We start from the raw sequence: 16,653 nt of genomic DNA on the forward strand, positions 1-16,653 counted from the left end.
GTGTCCGATCCGCAAGCAGCCCTCCGGGCCAGCTGGAAAGCTGTGGTCAGTGATTTGCTGGCTCAGTCCGAGCAACCAAGCTCGGATGTCCCCAACTTCTCCCATAGCCAGCGCCTCAACCTCCAACTCGTCGAGCCCATCATGATCGGTGATGGCTATGCGTTGATCGCCGCGCCACACGAGAACGCCAAAACTGTCATCGAAACTGAACTAGGGGAATACATCACCCGCGCTCTATCGCAGCACATGGGTCGCCCCTGTTCTTTGGCCGTGACCATTGCGGCACCCCCGCAGCCGGCACCACAGGAAGAGCCTCCAGCACCCGCACCTCAACGCCCTATCCAAACCGAGGCTCCCGAGCACGGCATGGGGCACCAGGCGCAGGCTTTCCAGCAGCCCACACCGCCCGCTCCAACCTCCCAGCCAGAAACACCAAGCCACCATCAGCCGCGCTCATGGGAGACTGCGCATTCCCCAGCCAGCCTCGATGAATTGGCGCAACACTACAGCGAGCAACAAAGCACCGCACCCAGTGGCTACCCCGAAGCAGCCGGGGCACGGATCCCGCGGGAGGAGCCAGCGCACAACCCGAACCGAGAAAAGTCTCTCAATCCGAAGCACACCTTTGAGAACTTCGTCATCGGTTCCTCCAACCGCTTTGCTAACGGCGCCGCCGTGGCCGTCGCGGAAAACCCCGCGCGCGCCTATAACCCACTCTTTATTTGGGGCGGTTCCGGCCTCGGCAAAACGCACCTGCTGCACGCAGCCGGCAACTACGCCCAGGTCCTGCACCCGGGACTGCGCGTGAAATACGTGTCCTCGGAGGAATTCACCAACGACTACATCAACTCCCTGCGTGATGACCGCCAGGAATCCTTCAAGCGCCGCTACCGCAACCTGGACATCCTCATGGTCGATGACATCCAGTTCCTAGAAGGCAAAGAGTCCACCCAGGAGGAGTTCTTCCACACCTTCAATGCGCTGCACCAGGCCAACAAACAGATCATTTTGTCCTCCGACCGTCCACCGAAGCAGCTGACCACACTGGAAGATCGCCTCCGCACGCGCTTCGAGGGCGGATTGATTACGGATATTCAGCCGCCAGACCTAGAGACGCGCATCGCTATCCTCATGAAGAAGGCCTCCGCGGACGGCACAGACGTCGATCGCTCGGTTCTCGAGCTCATCGCCTCTCGCTTTGAATCTTCGATCCGCGAGCTCGAAGGTGCGCTCATCCGCGTTTCTGCCTATTCCTCTCTGGTCAACGAGCCGATCAGTTTGGAGATGGCGGAGATTGCTCTGCACGATCTGGCCCCGGATTCTGCAGATCGCCAAATCACCGCGGCAGCCATCATCGAGGTGACCGCGGATTACTTCAACATCGACGTGGATACCTTGCGCGGTTCTGGTAAGAAACGCGCCGTGGCTCACGCCCGTCAGCTAGCGATGTATCTGTGTCGCGAACTCACTGAGCTCTCCCTGCCAAAGATTGGTGACCAGTTCGGCGGCAAGGACCACACCACCGTCATCTATGCGGACCGCAAAATCCGTAAGGAGATGACTGAGAACCGGAATACCTACGACGAGATCCAGGCGCTGACCCAGCGCGTGAAGAATCACAACCAGCGTTAGCACCACGCAACGCTTGGCGACGCCCCTCCCACCTTCCCCGCAGTAACCTCCCCCGCGGGTGTGGGCAGGGGCGTCTTTGCGATCCGCCAAAAAGTTATCCACACCGTTATTCACAGCTGTGTAATTCCATTGTTGTAATTTGTAGATCCTTGTCACATTTTCTTCTTCCACAGCAGATCAGAGGGCACATCGCCCTTGTGGTTAACCCTGTGATCAGCAGGGATAGATCTGGGGATGGATTGTGGATAACTTTGACCCCGACCCAGTTACTCACATTTCTTGTCATTTGATCACAGTGATCCCACACCCTGACTCACAGATCGATTCGCGGCTCAGAGCTTGGCTTTTGCTAGGTTGTCCACAGATCCCACAGCGCTTATTACTACTCCTATTTTGTTTTCTCCCTAACTAAGAAGAAAAAGGATGTGTGTGATTCGTTGGCGCCCGGCCTGACCGCACGCCCTCATCGAGAAGCACAGACGGTAAATGACAAAATCCTGTGCTTCGGCGCCGATCCTGTAAGTTGGAGTGAGCTTGCAAGAATCTTCCATCCGCAACTAGAGGAGCGTCTCACCACCATGGAGCAGTCCGTGTCATTTCGCGTTGCCAAAGATGACCTCGCCAACGCCGTAGCGTGGGTCGCGCGCAGCCTTCCCTCGAAGGTCACCCAGCCGGTACTGCGCGCCATGCTGATCACCGCGGATGACAATGGTTTGGAATTCACCGGCTTCGACTACGAAGTTTCCACCCGTGTGCGTATCGCCGGCATGGTGGATGAGCCGGGACGCATCGCCGTGGCCGGTAAGTTGCTTTCTGACATCGTTGCTTCCTTGCCCAACAAGGAAATCGAGATGACCCAGGAAGACAACAAAGTTCTGTTGACCTGTGGTTCCTCCCGTTTCGAGCTGCCGCTCATTCCGCTGGATGATTACCCTCAGCTCCCTGTTTTGCCGGAGGTCACCGGCACCATTAACCCGCAGCTCTTCGTGGAGGCCATCAGCCAGGTCGTTGCGGCTGCCGGCAAGGATGACACCCTGCCGATGCTCACTGGTGTGCACATCGACATCAATGGTTCCCACGTGGAAATGACGGCGACGGACCGTTTCCGCCTGGCCATGCGCACCTTCGAGTGGGAGCCGGTATCTCCTGATGTCCAGGCCAAGCTTCTTGTCCCGGCCAAGACGCTGCAGGAGACTGGCCGCTCCTTGGACACGCACCTCAACATCCCGGTAGAAATTGCCGTGGGCACTGGTGACAACATCGCTGCGGAAGGCCTTTTTGGCCTGCATGCGGATAACCGCGAGACCACGACCCGCATGTTGGACGCGGATTTCCCCAACGTGGCACCGCTGCTGCCCAAGACCCACAGCGCCATGGCCAGCATTGAGGTTGCTCCGCTCCAGGAAGCGATTCGACGCGTCTCGCTGTTGACGGATCGCAACGCTCAGATCCGCATGGAGTTCAGCGAAGGTGAGGTGACCTTGGCGGCCGGTGCGGACTCTGGTCGTGCAAGCGAGACCTTGCCGTGCGCCTTCAACGGCCGTGAGGATTTTGTTATTGCCTTCAACCCGTCCTACCTCAAGGATGGTTTGGCTGTGGTTCACACGGACCGCGTGGTCTTTGGCTTCACCGAACCTTCGCGCCCGGCAATCATGATTCCGGAACCGGAAGAGCTGCCGGTAGCCAACGAAGACGGCTCTTTCCCGACCCCGGAGACTGATTTCACCTACCTCTTGATGCCAGTGCGCTTGCCAGGCTAGGCCATATGTATATTCGCGATCTCGATGTCAGGGACTTCCGCTCCTGGCCCGAGCTCACCCTCAGGCTGAAACCGGGAATTACCTTGTTTGTCGGCCGCAACGGTTTCGGCAAGACCAATATCGTCGAGGCCATCGGGTATACCGCGCATCTATCCTCACACCGTGTGGCCCACGATGCCCCCCTCGTGCGCCAGGGCGCACACAATGCTCGTATCTCTGCCACGGCGGTGAACCAGGGCAGAGAGCTCACTGCGCACCTACTGATCAAACCCCACGCGGCCAACCAGGCGCAGATCAACCGTACGCGCCTGAAATCCCCGCGTGAGCTACTAGGCGTGGTGAAAACCGTGTTGTTTTCCCCCGAGGATTTATCGCTCGTACGCGGCGAACCGGCAGCGCGCCGCCAGTATCTGGATGACATCATTGCCTCGCGCACGCCGCGTTTGGCTGGTGTGAAGGCCGATTATGACAAGGTGCTCAAGCAGCGGAATGCGTTGTTGAAGTCGGCGTCGCCAAGCTTGCGCCGCGGCTACAGCGACAGTGATGGTGCCTCGGCGCTGGCGACTCTCGACGTGTGGGATACACAGCTGTCTTCCCTCGGTGCGCAGGTGATTCAGGCACGCCTTGCGCTTGTCGACGAACTCCGCGAGCTCATCCCCGCCGCCTATGCCGGGCTTGCCCCGGAATCGCGGCCGGCGAATATTGAGTACAAGTCCACGGTGGATATTTCTGATCCTGAGGTCATCGAGGCCATGATGCTCACCGAACTCGCTAGCAAGCGCCAGCGCGAGATCGAACGCGGTATCTCGCTTGTTGGCCCGCACCGCGATGACCTGCTGCTTAATCTAGGAGCGAGCCCTGCCAAGGGCTTTGCCAGCCACGGCGAGACCTGGTCCTATGCCATCTCCCTGCGGTTGGCGGAGTTCAACTTGTTGCGCCAGGACGGCACTGATCCGATCCTCATCCTCGATGATGTCTTCGCTGAGCTGGACGCCAAACGCCGCGAAAAGCTCGTTCACCTCGCGGCAGGTGCGGAACAGGTGCTCATCACCGCAGCTGTGGATGAGGATCTGCCCGGCAACTTGCAGCCCATCGAACGTTTTACGGTCACGGTCCGCGATACCGACGAGGGCCGAATCTCCGAGATCGCTCCGTATACGGCGGGCGGTGACGAGGATGACTGAACCAGACTTTGATCCGGTTAAGGCGCTTTTTGAGCGCACGCGGAACAATTCCAAAAATCCGCCGAAGCTCAATAAGCCGGCGCCCAAAATGAACTTAGCCCAGACATCTTCAGAGAAGCAGCCAAAGCCCTATCAGCGTGGTCGGCCGAGCGGTCCCGATGGCCGTCGCAGGCGACGGAGCCTCGAGATCCCTAGCCTCGGCGCGCAGATCCAACGAGAGATTGGCAAGCGCGGCTGGGAACACGAATTGGCCCATGGCTGGGTCATGGGCAATTGGGAAAACCTCGTCGGCGAGCGCATTGCTGCGCATACGCAACCGCTCAACATCAAAGAGCAGGTTGTCTACGTGGCGTGTGATTCCTCCAGCTGGGCTACCGAGTTGCGCTACCTGCAGCGTCCCATCTTGCAAAAGATTGCGGATCGCCTGGGCCCAGACGTGGTGGTTAAGCTGCACATTCAGGGTCCTAAGCAGCACCGGAATTACGAGGGCCGCCAATGGGTCAAGCCGCAGGGTTCGCAAGATACCTACGGCTGATTTTCGGCGACCGCGAAATTCACGCAAATTTGGGGCTCTCACGGGCGTGCAGTGCCCTTGCGTGGGGGGACACAGTGTAGAATGGCTAGAGTCTTAGATTTAGCTCTAGCCAAAAGGAGAACACGAATCCGTGGCTGAACAACACGCATATGATGCGGGGTCAATCACAATTCTGGAGGGCCTCGAGGCCGTCCGTAAGCGCCCCGGTATGTACATCGGCTCCACCGGTGCCCGTGGCCTGCACCACCTGATTTGGGAGATCGTTGACAACTCCGTCGATGAGGCGATGGCAGGTTATGCCGACAAGGTCATCGTCACCCTCCGTGAGGATGGCGGCATCGAGGTCATCGATAACGGCCGTGGTATCCCGGTGGAGATGCACGCCTCTGGCGTTCCCACCGTCCAGGTGGTCATGACCCAGCTGCATGCCGGCGGTAAGTTCGACTCTGAATCTTATGCCGTGTCCGGTGGTCTGCACGGCGTGGGTATCTCTGTGGTCAACGCTTTGTCCACCCGTGTGGAGGCGGACATCAAGCGCGATGGCAAGCACTGGTACCAGAACTTCAACAATGCCATCCCCGATGAGCTTGTCGAAGGCGATAATGCTCGCGGCACCGGAACCACCATTCGCTTCTGGCCGGACCCGGAAATTTTCGAAACCGTCGAGTTCAAGTACGAAACGATCGCTCGCCGCCTGCAGGAGATGGCCTTCCTGAACAAGGGCCTGACCATTGTGCTGCGTGACGAGCGCGCTATCTCCAAAGAACAGGCCGAGCTAGAGGAGATCGCCGAAGCCGGCGACTCCGCCGTGAGCCTGAGCTCCCTCGATGAGAAGGAAAAGTCCGACAAGGACGGCGAGGATAGCGAGGAGAAGACTTCCAAGAAGAACAAGGAAGTTATTTATCACTATCCGAACGGCCTGCAGGACTATGTTGAGCACCTCAACAAGACCAAGACCGCCATTCACCCCACCATCGTTGCCTTCGACGTCAAGGGTGAGGACCACGAGGTCGAAATCGCACTGCAGTGGAACCAGGGCTACAAGGAATCCGTCCACACCTTTGCCAACACCATCAACACCCATGAGGGTGGTACGCACGAGGAAGGCTTCCGCGCTGCGCTGACCTCCCTGATGAACCGCTACGCTAAGGAGCACAAGCTCCTCAAGGAAAAGGATGGCAACCTTTCCGGCGATGACTGCCGTGAAGGCCTTGCTGCCGTTATTTCCGTCAAGGTGGCGGACCCACAGTTCGAGGGTCAGACCAAGACCAAGCTTGGTAACTCGGAAATTCGTGGCTTTGTCCAGCGTTCCGTCAATGAGCACCTCAATGATTGGTTCGACGCCAACCCGGCTGAGGCAAAGGTCATCATCAATAAGGCCGTGTCCTCCGCGCACGCCCGTGTGGCCGCACGCAAGGCTCGTGAGCTCGTGCGCCGTAAGTCTGCCGGTGACCTCGGCGGCCTGCCGGGCAAGCTAGCGGATTGCCGCTCCAAGGACTCGAAGCGCACTGAGCTTTATATCGTGGAGGGTGACTCCGCAGGCGGTTCCGCTAAGGGCGGCCGCGATTCCATGTTCCAGGCCATCCTGCCGCTGCGCGGCAAGATCCTCAACGTGGAAAAAGCCCGCATGGACAAGGTTCTGAAGAACGCTGAGGTCCAGGCCATCATTACCGCCCTGGGTACCGGCATCCACGAAGAGTTTGATATTTCCAAGCTGCGCTACGACAAGATTGTGCTCATGGCCGATGCCGACGTGGACGGCCAGCACATCGCCACGCTTCTGTTGACTCTGCTCTTCCGTTTCATGCCGCAGCTGGTGGAGGATGGCCACGTCTTCCTGGCTAATCCGCCGCTGTACAAGTTGAAGTGGGCGAAGGGCCAGCCGGGCTACGCCTTCTCCGATGCCGAGCGTGACAAGCTGCTTGCCGAGGGCCTGGAGCAGGGACGCAAGATCAACAAGGATGACGGTATCCAGCGCTACAAGGGTCTGGGTGAGATGAACGCCGCCGAGCTGTGGGAGACCACCCTGGATCCGACCACCCGCGTGCTCCGTCGCGTGGACTTGGAGGATGCACAGCGCGCCGACGAGCTCTTCTCTATCCTCATGGGTGATGACGTGTCTGCTCGCCGCTCCTTCATTACCCGCCGCGCGAAGGACGTCCGCTTCCTTGACGTCTAAGCGCTAGGTAAAACCCGCAAAGACCAGCACCTCATATGAGGTGCTGGTCTTTTTTCGTCGTCAAGCGCGGGCTCTTAGACAGTGCCCATGTGGCGTTGCAGAACGCGGCCGATGGTCGCAACATTGGGCTCCAAGATGGAGGAGGCTTTGCCGCGCAGGGACTTGTAGGTGCGAGCGATGCCAGGAGCCTTTACGTCCTCAGCGGCTTTGTCCGCAGTAGTCAAGATGACCTCTGTAACCTCAGCGCTGCGTCCGTCCAGGTAGGTGCCGAAGTCAGACTGCTCAGAGCCTTCGAATTCCTTCCAGTAGGAATCCAGGCTGTTGAGCAGCTCCGGGAGCATCTGGTTGATTCCCTTGGATAAGACCTTAGAATCTGCCTTCTTTGCGGCGGCTAGAGCGCCCTTGAAGGCCATTCCGGAAATGCCGGAAAGCGAAGAGACGGTGTCATCGGCGGCCGTGGCCAAGTCCGCCACCACGGCGTTGCGGGTAGGGGATTGGAGAAGCTGGGTGAGGTTTGTCATACAAGCGAGCTTACTGTGCTGGTGCGCTGGAGCCTGCCTTGAGCGCGGCGATCTGGTCAGCAATCTCCGGGAAACCATTGGTGCGGGCCAGGCGCTCGAGGTCAAAGTCGAGGCCACCTTCGTAGAGGCGGTTGTTCTCGGAAGAACCGGAGGAGCCGGCCATCCCGATTTGGGCGGCAAACTCGTCCACCTGGGCGCGCAGTGCCGGGACATTATCCACTACCAACTTGAGCAGTGCTGCTGCTGCGGCGATGCTACCGCCGATGATGAGCGTCATGTCGATCGGCGTGGAACCGGTGAGGGAGGAGCCGGCTTCGCCCTGCTGGAATTTGGGGTTCTTGTTGTTTTGCCAGTCATTGTCAGCAGTCTTAGCACCCGCAGCCGGCGTCGCGGCAGTGGCGAGGGTAGTGGCAACGACACCAGCGGCAAGGAGCTTCTTCAAAGACTTCGAAGGCATAGGGGATTCCTTTCTACAAGGGAATAGAGACTTCTTTATCATGTTTAACTTACATAACTTCTGCAACAGAAAGATAGACCTCCGTGCAAAATCGCGCGAATTCTTCGTTCTTTCCACTCAGAGCGGGGACCGCGCGCAAGACTGTTTCTAGTGATTCTGCCGCCGCAGAGCGGCTGCCATGAACGGCAATTCCCTCGACGGTGGCCGTGCTCGCTGCCGCCGCGGCGGCCAAGGCGGCAAAGTTTATAACCCGCACCCGATAGGTTTGGCAGAACTCCCGTGCGGCGAGGAGCAGCTGTTCTGCGCTCATTGACGCTCTCCCCGGGCTTGGCGGATCTCCGCTTCTAATTCTGAACGCCCGGGCAGCAGCCGGCGCGCGGTGTCCTGCACGGCAGCATCCGAGAGGGTTCGTGCTGCTGCCGCAACGATGGCGCGGACCACCGTCTCGTGCTTGGAGGTTCCTTGCGCGGAGGCCAGCAGGGTCAGCGCGTGGTCTTGTTCCGGGGTCAGGCGCAGTGTCATAGCCATAGCGCGAATGGTATCACTGTGATACCACAGCCGTGCCACAAACGGCCTTATACGGCCCTAAACGGTAGGATTGGGCGTTATGAGTGACAATAACGGTGATCTTTTCGATCGCATCCAACCAATTGACATCAATGAGGAAATGGAGTCGAGCTACATCGACTACGCCATGTCCGTCATTGTCGGTCGTGCCCTGCCGGAGGTGCGTGACGGTCTCAAGCCGGTTCACCGCCGCATCCTCTACGCCATGTATGACTCCGGCTACCGCCCGGACCGCGGCTATGTAAAGTCCGCCCGCCCGGTCTCGGACACGATGGGTCAGTTCCACCCGCACGGTGACTCCGCTATTTATGACACCCTCGTGCGCTTGGCCCAGCCGTGGAACATGCGCTACCCGCTGGTCGACGGCCAGGGTAACTTCGGCTCCCGCGGTAATGACGGCCCGGCAGCTATGCGTTATACCGAGTGCCGTATGACGCCCCTGGCCATGGAGATGGTGCGCGATATCCGCGAAAATACCGTCGACTTCGCCCCGAACTATGACGGCAAGACGCAGGAGCCGACTATCCTGCCCTCCCGCGTTCCGAACCTGTTGATGAACGGCTCCGGCGGTATCGCCGTCGGTATGGCCACCAATATCCCGCCGCACAACCTCAACGAGTTGGCGGAAGCCATTTACTGGTTGCTGGATAACCCGAATGCTTCTGAGGAAGAAGCCTTGGCCGCCTGCATGGAACGCGTCAAGGGCCCAGATTTCCCGACTGCGGGCCTCATTGTCGGTGATCAGGGCATCAAGGATGCCTACACCACCGGCCGCGGCTCCATCCGCATGCGCGGCGTGACCTCCATTGAGGAGGTGGGCAACCGCCAGACCATCGTTATCACTGAGCTGCCTTACCAGGTCAACCCGGACAACATGATCTCCAATATTGCGGAGTCTGTGGTCAACGGCAAGATCGCCGGAATCGCCAAGATTGAGGATGAATCCTCCGACCGTGTGGGCATGCGCATCGTGGTCACCCTCAAGCGTGACGCCGTAGCCCGCGTTGTCCTTAATAACCTGTACAAGCACTCCCAGCTGCAGACCTCCTTCGGCGCTAACATGCTTTCCATCGTGGATGGCGTGCCGCGCACCCTGCGCCTGGACCAAATGCTGAGCTACTACGTGGCTCACCAGATTGAGGTCATCGTCCGCCGGACCCAGTTCCGCCTCGATGAGGCCGAGAAGCGCGCCCACATCTTGCGCGGTCTGGTCAAGGCGCTTGACATGCTCGATGAGGTCATCGCGCTCATCCGCCGTTCCCCGACGGTGGATGAGGCACGCGAGGGCCTGATGCAGCTTCTCGGCGTCGACGAGATCCAGGCCGATGCCATCCTGGCCATGCGTCTGCGTCGCCTGGCCGCTCTGGAGCGTCAGAAGATTATTGATGAGTTGGCGGAGATCGAAGAGATCATCGCAGACCTCAAGGACATCCTCGCTCGCGACGAGCGTCAGCGTCAGATCGTCCACGATGAGCTGGAGGAAATCGTCGAGAAATACGGCGATGAGCGTCGCACCCAGATTGTCGCTGCCTCCGGAGACGTTTCCGATGAGGACCTCATCGCCCGCGAGAACGTCGTGGTCACCATCACCGCTACCGGCTACGCCAAGCGCACCAAGGTGGATGCCTACAAGGCACAGAAGCGTGGCGGCAAGGGCGTGCGCGGCGCGGAGCTCAAGCAGGACGATATTGTGAAGAACTTCTTCGTCTGCTCCACGCACGACTGGATCCTGTTCTTCACCAACTTCGGCCGCGTCTACCGCCTCAAGGCCTACGAGCTCCCGGAAGCTGGACGCACCGCCCGCGGTCAGCACGTGGCCAACCTGCTGGAGTTCCAGCCGGAGGAGAAGATCGCCCAGGTCATCCAGATTCAGTCCTACGAGGACGCTCCGTACCTGGTCCTTGCTACCCAGCAAGGCCGCGTGAAGAAGTCCCGCCTCACCGACTACGAGTCCGCGCGTTCCGCCGGTCTCATCGCCATCAACCTCAACGAGGGCGATGCGCTGATCGGCGCTCAGCTGGTCAACGAGGGCGATGACATCCTGCTTACCTCTGAGCAGGGTCAGGCCATCCGCTTTACTGCCGACGACGACCAGCTCCGCCCGATGGGCCGCGCTACCGCCGGCGTGAAGGGCATGCGTTTCCGCGGCGATGACCAGCTGCTGTCCATGTCTGTTGTCAACGACGGCCAGTTCCTCCTGGTTGCCACCTCCGGCGGTTACGGCAAGCGCACCGCGATTGAGGAGTACACCCCGCAGGGCCGCGGTGGCCTCGGCGTGATGACCTTCAAGTACACCCCGAAGCGCGGCAAGCTCATTGCGGCCATCTCCGTCGACGAAGACGACGAGATCTTCGCCATTACCTCTGCCGGTGGCGTTGTCCGCACCGAGGTCAACCAGATCCGTCCGAGCTCCCGCGCCACTATGGGCGTTCGCCTGGTTAACCTGGCTGATGACGTCGAGCTGCTGGCCATCGACCGCAACGTTGAGGACGATGGTGAGGAAGACGCCCAGGCAGTAGCCAAGGGTGAGAAGTCCGTGGAAGACGTCAAGCCTGAGCACCTCAAGTCTGGCGAAGACTCCCAGCAGGACGAAGCTGACAGCAAGGATGCCGATAAGGACGAGGAGTAACCCATGATTGGACGAGAGCTTCACCTCGCCCGGATTTCGCCCATGTCGGCGTTCCGCGTTGGCTTGGCCATGTCCCTCGTCGGCCTCGTGGCCTGGCTCATCGCCGTGTGCTTGTTGTACGTCGGCCTTGACCAGGCAGGCATCTGGGATTCCTTCAATAGCCTCGTCGGCGGTGTCGGCGGCGGCTTTGAGGTTTCCTTCGGGTTGGTCGTCTCTGCGGCCGCACTGTTTGGTGCCATTATTGCTGTGCTGATGACCATCTTGGCGCCCCTGATGGCTGTCATCTACAACGCCATCGTGGACGTCTTTGGTGGATTCAAGATTCGACTGCAAGACGAACCGATTAACTAGCGATTATCACCGCGAAAAACTACATATGACCAGGCGATTTGTAATAGATCGCCGGTCCTATGTAGAGTTACTACTCGTTCCGGTCAAGGGCCTATAGCTCAGTCGGTTAGAGCGCATCGCTGATAACGATGAGGTCGCTGGTTCGATTCCAGCTAGGCCCACCACGGAACAATGGGGCATTAGCTCAATTGGTAGAGCATCTGCTTTGCAAGCAGAAGGTCAGGAGTTCGATTCTCCTATGCTCCACAGCATAAGTGGAAGGCGCCCGGCGGAAACGCTGGGCGCCTTTCGCGTTCGGCCAAACTGGTCACAGGTGGGTTAAGGGTCAAATGTGTTTCTGGCTCGGCGTGTCACTGGGGCTAGATTTGGCCTTTTTGGATGCCGATTGAATAGGTGTAGTTGGTGTCGATAGCGTTGTCGTAGAGGGCTGGTCGTCCTGTATCGTGGTCGGCTTGGTTCTCGTTGTGGGTCAGGGTTTGTACTTTGGCGACATCTGGCCGGCGTTTGTTGACCGAGGCTCCGCAGGCTTTACATCGCCATCGGGTCGTGCTTTTGCTGGTCGTTCCATTGTGTTTGGTATCGCCGCCGCAGTGGCAGCGTGGTCGATTCTTTGGCATTGGGTCACCACACCACCGCCGACTACCACAGGCAGGCAGCCACACCGTGGATTTAGCGTCCCAAAGCCAGATATATGCTCCCAAAGCGTATATTCTGCGAGAACCTACAGGTCAGACCCTAGAAATCCCCGATTTCAGACATACTTTCTGACCCTTAACCCTCACAGGTTAAGGCTTAAGGGGCCCTTCCGGTTTTAGAGTGCGTTGATTTTGTCCTGTAGTTGTCCGGAGTGGATGAGGCATCGCAAGATGTAGTGGTTGAGGTTTTTGAATCCCAGGGCGATGCCGCGTAGGTGTTCGAGTCTGCCGTTGATTGCCTCAACGGGACCGTTGGATGCGCCGATATCAAAGTAGGCGAGCACATCTTTGCGTCGACGCCACAGGGTGCGTCCCAGTTGGGCGAGCTCTTCTAAGCCTTTTGGTAGTCCTTTACGCAGGGTGTGGATGATGCGTTCCATGAGCTTTCTGCCTTCCGATTTCTTCGGATGCGCGTACGCTGCGATCACGTCTTGGTAGAGCAGCCACGTTACTTCTAGGGCCACGTAGTCGTCATCGGTGGCCCACAGCATTTCTAAGCGTTGCTTTTGCCGCTCGGTGAGATAGTTCGTCCTGGTCAACAGGGTGCGCCGGTGCTTGTACAGCGGGTCATCTTTGCGTCCGCGGCGCCCGGTTGTCTCACGTTGGAGTCTTTGTCGGCAACTGGTGAGCTTGTCGGCTGCCAGATGCACCACATGGAAAGGGTCCATGACTTTATTCGCCTGTGGTAGTTGCTCTTCAACTGCGGTGGCATAACCGGTGAACCCATCCATGGTCACCACCTGTATCTGCTCCCGGAAGCTGGGGTCGCGCTCTTTAAGCCACCCGCTGAGCACGTGGGCGGATCTGCCCGGTCGCATGTCTAACAAACGAGCAGGCCCACGCCCGTCCACCAGCGGGGTGAGGTCAACAAGTATGGTCACCAGGTTTGATGCCTGACCTGGTTTTCTGGTGTGTTTCCATACATGTTCATCGACTCCGAGGACGCGAACCCCGTCTAGGTGGCAGGGGTCGCCGTAGACAAGCTGGCGACAGGCATCCAGTGCGACCTGGTTGACCAGGTCCCAGCCCACACCGAGTGCTTTGGCGGTAGCTGACACACTCATCCGGTCAATAGCAAGGCGCTGCAAGATCCAGCGGGTGACCCGATAAGTGAGTTTGGCGCCGTCATCCGCGCAGGTTAAAGATTCTTGGAAGATCTTTCTCTTACATGAGACGGCTGTGCATAAGAATCTGGGGACTGTTACGTGCAGCCTAGTGGGGAATCCAACGACAGGAAGATCAACGAGTCGACGGGTGGTGTGGTCGCGCAGCTTTCCTGGCTGTCCGCAGTCCGGGCACACGCCGATAACGGCTACTGGCGTGGCCTCAATGATGGTCAACGCTCCGGTATCAGCGGCACCGGTGATGGCAAGTCCGATTTCCGCGGTACGGCAGATAGTGTCGGCGACGAGGTTTCCAGTAGGCTTCACAGTACGGGTCCCTGGTGGGTTTAGATGGTTGTGTAGGAACTTTCATCTTCACACCAGGGACCCCTACATGTTGTGGTGACCCGCTGAACCCGTCGTTTTCTACCTCACCCCGCTACGCACCCCGAAACCGGAAGAGCCGCTTAAGGGACATTTCGTGTGGATTTAAGAGCGTCCGGCCCGGCCTTTTCTTATGCCTAAGCTGGGGTTCCATTCGTTGTCGATGTGGGTGTCGTATGTGGCAGGTCGCCCGTCTGGGTGGCCCTGCCGTTTGAGTTCTTCTTTCGTCCAGGCCGCGTATGCGGCTTTCCTCATCGCGCCCGAAGTTTTGATGCCTGTCTAGCTACAGTGGATGTACAGGGGCTTCGGTGCGGACGTTGCCATAGGAATTGGCCTAACCGCACCAGTTGCGGCTTACCTACCACAGACCCAGTGTTATCCGGTGTTGATTTCACGGATCGGGCCGTTGGAACCGATTCGAAATCAAGATCAAGGCATTATCCCAGGCTGTTCCGGGAATCCACATCGATCTATCCACACGAAATGTCCCTTAAGCCAGGGTTAAGGGCCCAATTCGCAGTATTATGGACCACAGAGCGGTTAGGAATAAAAATGGATAATGATCTAGGCGACGAAGATTTCATTAAGGGTCTAGCTTCTATCCTTTCGGAACTGGACCGCGAACAATTTCCAGTTACTTTTTTCTGGCTGTCTTCGTTAATTCACGAAGTTGAGGATCTCAGTAAAGCTGGCGAACAGTTAACAGTGAAGCGTTTAGCCTTTAATTTAGTGCCTGTTATAGGTCGCCTTGAAAGCGAATATCGCGGCAAGGAAATATAGCTGCTTCGCTAGAGTCCCCAAGGCTAGATAAATGCTCCTGAAACGTATTTTTGACGTTAACTCAGAGGTGAGGGCCTAAAAATCCCCGATCCCAGACACACATTGTGACCCGTAACCTCAAAGACACCATGTGGAGACCTCCGGCGGGAAAACCGCAGGTGAATGGATGCGAAAATGTGCAAAAGGTGTTTTTGCTTTGGTCCCAGAGCGGCTGCAGTGGGCACTAGCGGGTGAGGTACTGCCTTCCCTCCTGGGGATTGGGGATGAGGCGGTCGAGGCTTACAGGCTCGAGGCCCTTTGCGCGCAGTCCGTCGATGACGCAGTCTGCGGCGCCTATGGTTGTGGCGTGGATGTCGTGCATGAGGACGATGGAGCCGGGCTGCGCCCCGTTGACTGCGGCCTCGCAGACGTGCTCGGAGTTGCGGTCCTTCCAATCCACGGTGTCGACGGACCACAGGGCCTGTGCCTGGCCGTTAGCCTTTGCAGCGGCCTCTACAGTGCCGTTGGTGGCACCGTACGGGGGACGCATCCAGCGAGGGTTCTCACCCGTTGCTGCCTTGATGGCGGCAGCCCCGGCCTTGATTTCGCCGTCCACGTCGCTGGGGGAGAGCTTGTTGAGCTCGCGGTGGGATGCGGTGTGGTTTCCCACGGTGTGGCCCTCAGCCTTCATGCGGCGCAGCAGTTCCGGGTGTGCCGTGGCATTGGGAGCCAAGACCATGAAGCTGGCGTGAGCGTCCTTGGCCTTCAGGGTGTCGAGGAGCTGAGCGGTCAATTCGCCGGGGCCATCGTCATAGGTGATGGCCACGCAATTGGAACAGGTGGCATCAGCAACCGACTGCGACTGCTGTTTGCCGGTCGGCGCGGGCTTCCCAGCCGGACGCGAGGAGCCTGCAAAGACTGGGCTGCTCTGAAGCTCCTTGGGAAGAGCATCGTAGGCGTCCTGTTCTAGTCGTTGAATGTCCTTCTGGACGTCGGGGAGTTGGGGGAGTGCGGGAAACTCCGCTGCCGCAGTAGCGGTGCCAGGCAGGGCCGTGGCTGCCGCAAGGGTGATGAGGGAGCGAACAAGAACACTTTTTCGGCGCATGACAACCTTCCACAGACTTTTTCAGACCCCTTATTGTCTGCCCGGTGAAGGTGGATTATCCCTAGTGACACGCAACTAGAGTGAAAGAAGTTAACTCCTGAGGTTTTGCTAGACCCGTCCAGGGGGTGATTTCGCTGCTTCTACTGGGAGGAGTACGCTCTACAGGTATTGGGGCATTAGCTCAGTTGGTAGAGCGTTGCGTTCGCAATGCAAAGGTCAGGGGTTCGATTCCCCTATGCTCCACAGGGCGCTCACATGGTGAGCGCCCTTTAGCTTTGCCGGGGGTTGACTTATTCGGCGGCCTTGAAGCGCTTGACCAGGATGATGTGGCCATCGCTTTCGCCCACCGGCTCGAAGCCAAGGTGCAGGTAGAGACGGTGGGCGCGGTCATTATCTTTAGCCACCGACAGTGAGATACCCGGGGCGCCCATCTCGCGGGCGAGTTCGGTGGCGGCGTCGATAAGCAGGGTGCCTACTCCCTGGCTGCGGAAGCGAGGTTCCACGGCTAGGGCGAGCTCCGGGATGCCTTCAATAACGTGGCCAAAACCATGGCGTTGCGCCGTTCCCCAGTTCAGCCACACGCCACCGGCAGGGACGTGGCCCTCCCAGGCGATGAAACCTCCGCGGGAAGGCTCCCAACTGCCGAGGTAGTAGTCAAAGCCTTCCTCGAAGCCCGCAGGAAGCTCCTTGTGCTCATCGCCAAAGGTATCGGCGAGAAAGTTAATACGGGCCAGGTAGGTACGGTCAGCTTCAGTGAGGGAAAGAAGATGCATAGTTTCCATGGTAGGACGC

At 58.7% G+C, this 16,653-nt stretch carries 15 protein-coding genes, 3 tRNA genes and 3 pseudogenes; 11 read left to right on the top strand and 10 right to left on the bottom strand.

Annotation, left to right across the window (positions count from 1 at the left end; translation table 11 throughout):
- The 5 genes from dnaA (at position 1) to gyrB (ending at position 7,290) form a co-directional block, all read left to right on the top strand.
- Positions 1 to 1,632, top strand: coding sequence for a chromosomal replication initiator protein DnaA (dnaA, locus tag CAURIM_RS00005; protein WP_070444522.1), 1,632 nt, complete (start codon positions 1 to 3; stop codon positions 1,630 to 1,632).
- A 578-nt stretch (positions 1,633 to 2,210) separates the two neighbouring features.
- Entirely contained in the window at positions 2,211 to 3,392 is a 1,182-nt protein-coding gene (gene dnaN / locus CAURIM_RS00010) for a DNA polymerase III subunit beta (RefSeq protein ID WP_070444520.1), read from the top strand.
- Positions 3,393 to 3,397: 5 nt separating this feature from the next.
- Positions 3,398 to 4,576, top strand: coding sequence for a DNA replication/repair protein RecF (recF, locus tag CAURIM_RS00015; protein WP_070716771.1), 1,179 nt, complete (start codon positions 3,398 to 3,400; stop codon positions 4,574 to 4,576).
- Complete coding sequence (locus tag CAURIM_RS00020) at positions 4,569 to 5,111, top strand: DciA family protein (RefSeq protein ID WP_201828905.1); 543 nt, start codon at positions 4,569 to 4,571, stop codon at positions 5,109 to 5,111. Before recF ends, CAURIM_RS00020 begins: the two co-directional genes overlap by 8 nt.
- Positions 5,112 to 5,241: 130 nt before the next feature.
- The gene (gene gyrB, locus CAURIM_RS00025) at positions 5,242 to 7,290 is read left to right on the top strand and encodes a DNA topoisomerase (ATP-hydrolyzing) subunit B (RefSeq protein ID WP_201828904.1); all 2,049 of its coding nucleotides are present in this window, start codon (positions 5,242 to 5,244) and stop codon (positions 7,288 to 7,290) included.
- 74 nt (positions 7,291 to 7,364) lie between these two features.
- Here gyrB and CAURIM_RS00030 read toward each other — a convergent pair whose 3' ends face one another.
- The 4 genes from CAURIM_RS00030 to CAURIM_RS00045 are packed head-to-tail and all read right to left on the bottom strand — an operon-like array spanning position 7,365 to position 8,796.
- Complete coding sequence (locus tag CAURIM_RS00030) at positions 7,365 to 7,811, bottom strand: DUF6918 family protein (RefSeq protein ID WP_201828903.1); 447 nt, start codon at positions 7,809 to 7,811, stop codon at positions 7,365 to 7,367.
- A gap of 10 nt (positions 7,812 to 7,821) precedes the next feature.
- Complete coding sequence (locus CAURIM_RS00035) at positions 7,822 to 8,268, bottom strand: hypothetical protein (RefSeq protein ID WP_201828902.1); 447 nt, start codon at positions 8,266 to 8,268, stop codon at positions 7,822 to 7,824.
- A 49-nt stretch (positions 8,269 to 8,317) separates the two neighbouring features.
- Entirely contained in the window at positions 8,318 to 8,578 is a 261-nt protein-coding gene (locus tag CAURIM_RS00040) for a cell filamentation protein Fic (protein WP_201828901.1), read from the bottom strand.
- Positions 8,575 to 8,796: a CopG family transcriptional regulator gene (locus CAURIM_RS00045; protein WP_201828900.1), complete on the bottom strand. Its 222-nt coding sequence runs from the start codon at positions 8,794 to 8,796 to the stop codon at positions 8,575 to 8,577. The genes CAURIM_RS00040 and CAURIM_RS00045 overlap by 4 nt, the downstream gene beginning before the upstream one ends.
- A 79-nt stretch (positions 8,797 to 8,875) precedes the next feature.
- Between CAURIM_RS00045 and gyrA the strand changes: the two genes are divergently transcribed.
- The 4 genes from gyrA to CAURIM_RS00065 all read left to right on the top strand — a co-directional run bounded on the left by gyrA (position 8,876) and on the right by CAURIM_RS00065 (position 12,061).
- Positions 8,876 to 11,464 carry a DNA gyrase subunit A gene (gene gyrA / locus CAURIM_RS00050; protein ID WP_070444504.1) on the top strand — a complete coding sequence of 863 codons (2,589 nt, stop codon included), beginning with the start codon at positions 8,876 to 8,878 and terminating at the stop codon, positions 11,462 to 11,464.
- A 3-nt stretch (positions 11,465 to 11,467) separates the two neighbouring features.
- On the top strand, positions 11,468 to 11,815 hold the full coding sequence (locus CAURIM_RS00055) for a DUF3566 domain-containing protein (RefSeq protein WP_070731425.1): 348 nt from the start codon (positions 11,468 to 11,470) through the stop codon (positions 11,813 to 11,815).
- 87 nt (positions 11,816 to 11,902) lie between these two features.
- Positions 11,903 to 11,979, top strand: a tRNA-Ile gene (locus CAURIM_RS00060).
- Between the two features lie 9 nt (positions 11,980 to 11,988).
- Positions 11,989 to 12,061, top strand: a tRNA-Ala gene (locus CAURIM_RS00065).
- A gap of 113 nt (positions 12,062 to 12,174) precedes the next feature.
- Here the strand turns inward: CAURIM_RS00065 and CAURIM_RS00070 are convergent.
- The 4 genes and pseudogenes from CAURIM_RS00070 to CAURIM_RS00080 form a co-directional block, all read right to left on the bottom strand.
- A pseudogene (locus CAURIM_RS00070) lies at positions 12,175 to 12,306 on the bottom strand (IS1249 family transposase); the annotation flags it as partial.
- Positions 12,295 to 12,432 (bottom strand): annotated as a pseudogene (locus tag CAURIM_RS12960) (transposase-like zinc-binding domain-containing protein); the annotation flags it as partial. The pseudogenes CAURIM_RS12960 and CAURIM_RS00070, both read right to left, overlap by 12 nt.
- Positions 12,433 to 12,626: 194 nt before the next feature.
- A complete protein-coding gene (locus CAURIM_RS00075) occupies positions 12,627 to 13,940 on the bottom strand; it encodes an ISL3 family transposase (RefSeq protein WP_201828605.1) in 1,314 nt (437 codons plus the stop codon).
- A 162-nt stretch (positions 13,941 to 14,102) separates the two neighbouring features.
- Positions 14,103 to 14,307 (bottom strand): annotated as a pseudogene (locus tag CAURIM_RS00080) (IS256-like element ISCau1 family transposase); the annotation flags it as partial.
- Between the two features lie 242 nt (positions 14,308 to 14,549).
- Between CAURIM_RS00080 and CAURIM_RS00085 the strand changes: the two are divergent.
- Positions 14,550 to 14,777, top strand: coding sequence for a hypothetical protein (locus CAURIM_RS00085; protein ID WP_010188127.1), 228 nt, complete (start codon positions 14,550 to 14,552; stop codon positions 14,775 to 14,777).
- 223 nt (positions 14,778 to 15,000) lie between these two features.
- Here the strand turns inward: CAURIM_RS00085 and CAURIM_RS00090 are convergent, their stop codons facing one another.
- Positions 15,001 to 15,861 (bottom strand): polysaccharide deacetylase family protein, encoded by an 861-nt coding sequence (locus tag CAURIM_RS00090; RefSeq protein WP_201828899.1) that lies wholly within the window; start codon positions 15,859 to 15,861, stop codon positions 15,001 to 15,003.
- A gap of 170 nt (positions 15,862 to 16,031) precedes the next feature.
- Between CAURIM_RS00090 and CAURIM_RS00095 the strand changes: the two genes are divergently transcribed.
- Positions 16,032 to 16,104 (top strand) — tRNA-Ala (locus tag CAURIM_RS00095).
- A gap of 47 nt (positions 16,105 to 16,151) precedes the next feature.
- Here CAURIM_RS00095 and CAURIM_RS00100 read toward each other — a convergent pair.
- Entirely contained in the window at positions 16,152 to 16,643 is a 492-nt protein-coding gene (locus CAURIM_RS00100; protein ID WP_070444494.1) for a GNAT family N-acetyltransferase, read from the bottom strand.
- Positions 16,644 to 16,653 lie beyond the last annotated feature (10 nt).

Origin of the sequence: Corynebacterium aurimucosum (genome assembly GCF_030408555.1) — a bacterium.
In the GTDB taxonomy this organism is placed as follows: domain Bacteria; phylum Actinomycetota; class Actinomycetes; order Mycobacteriales; family Mycobacteriaceae; genus Corynebacterium; species Corynebacterium aurimucosum.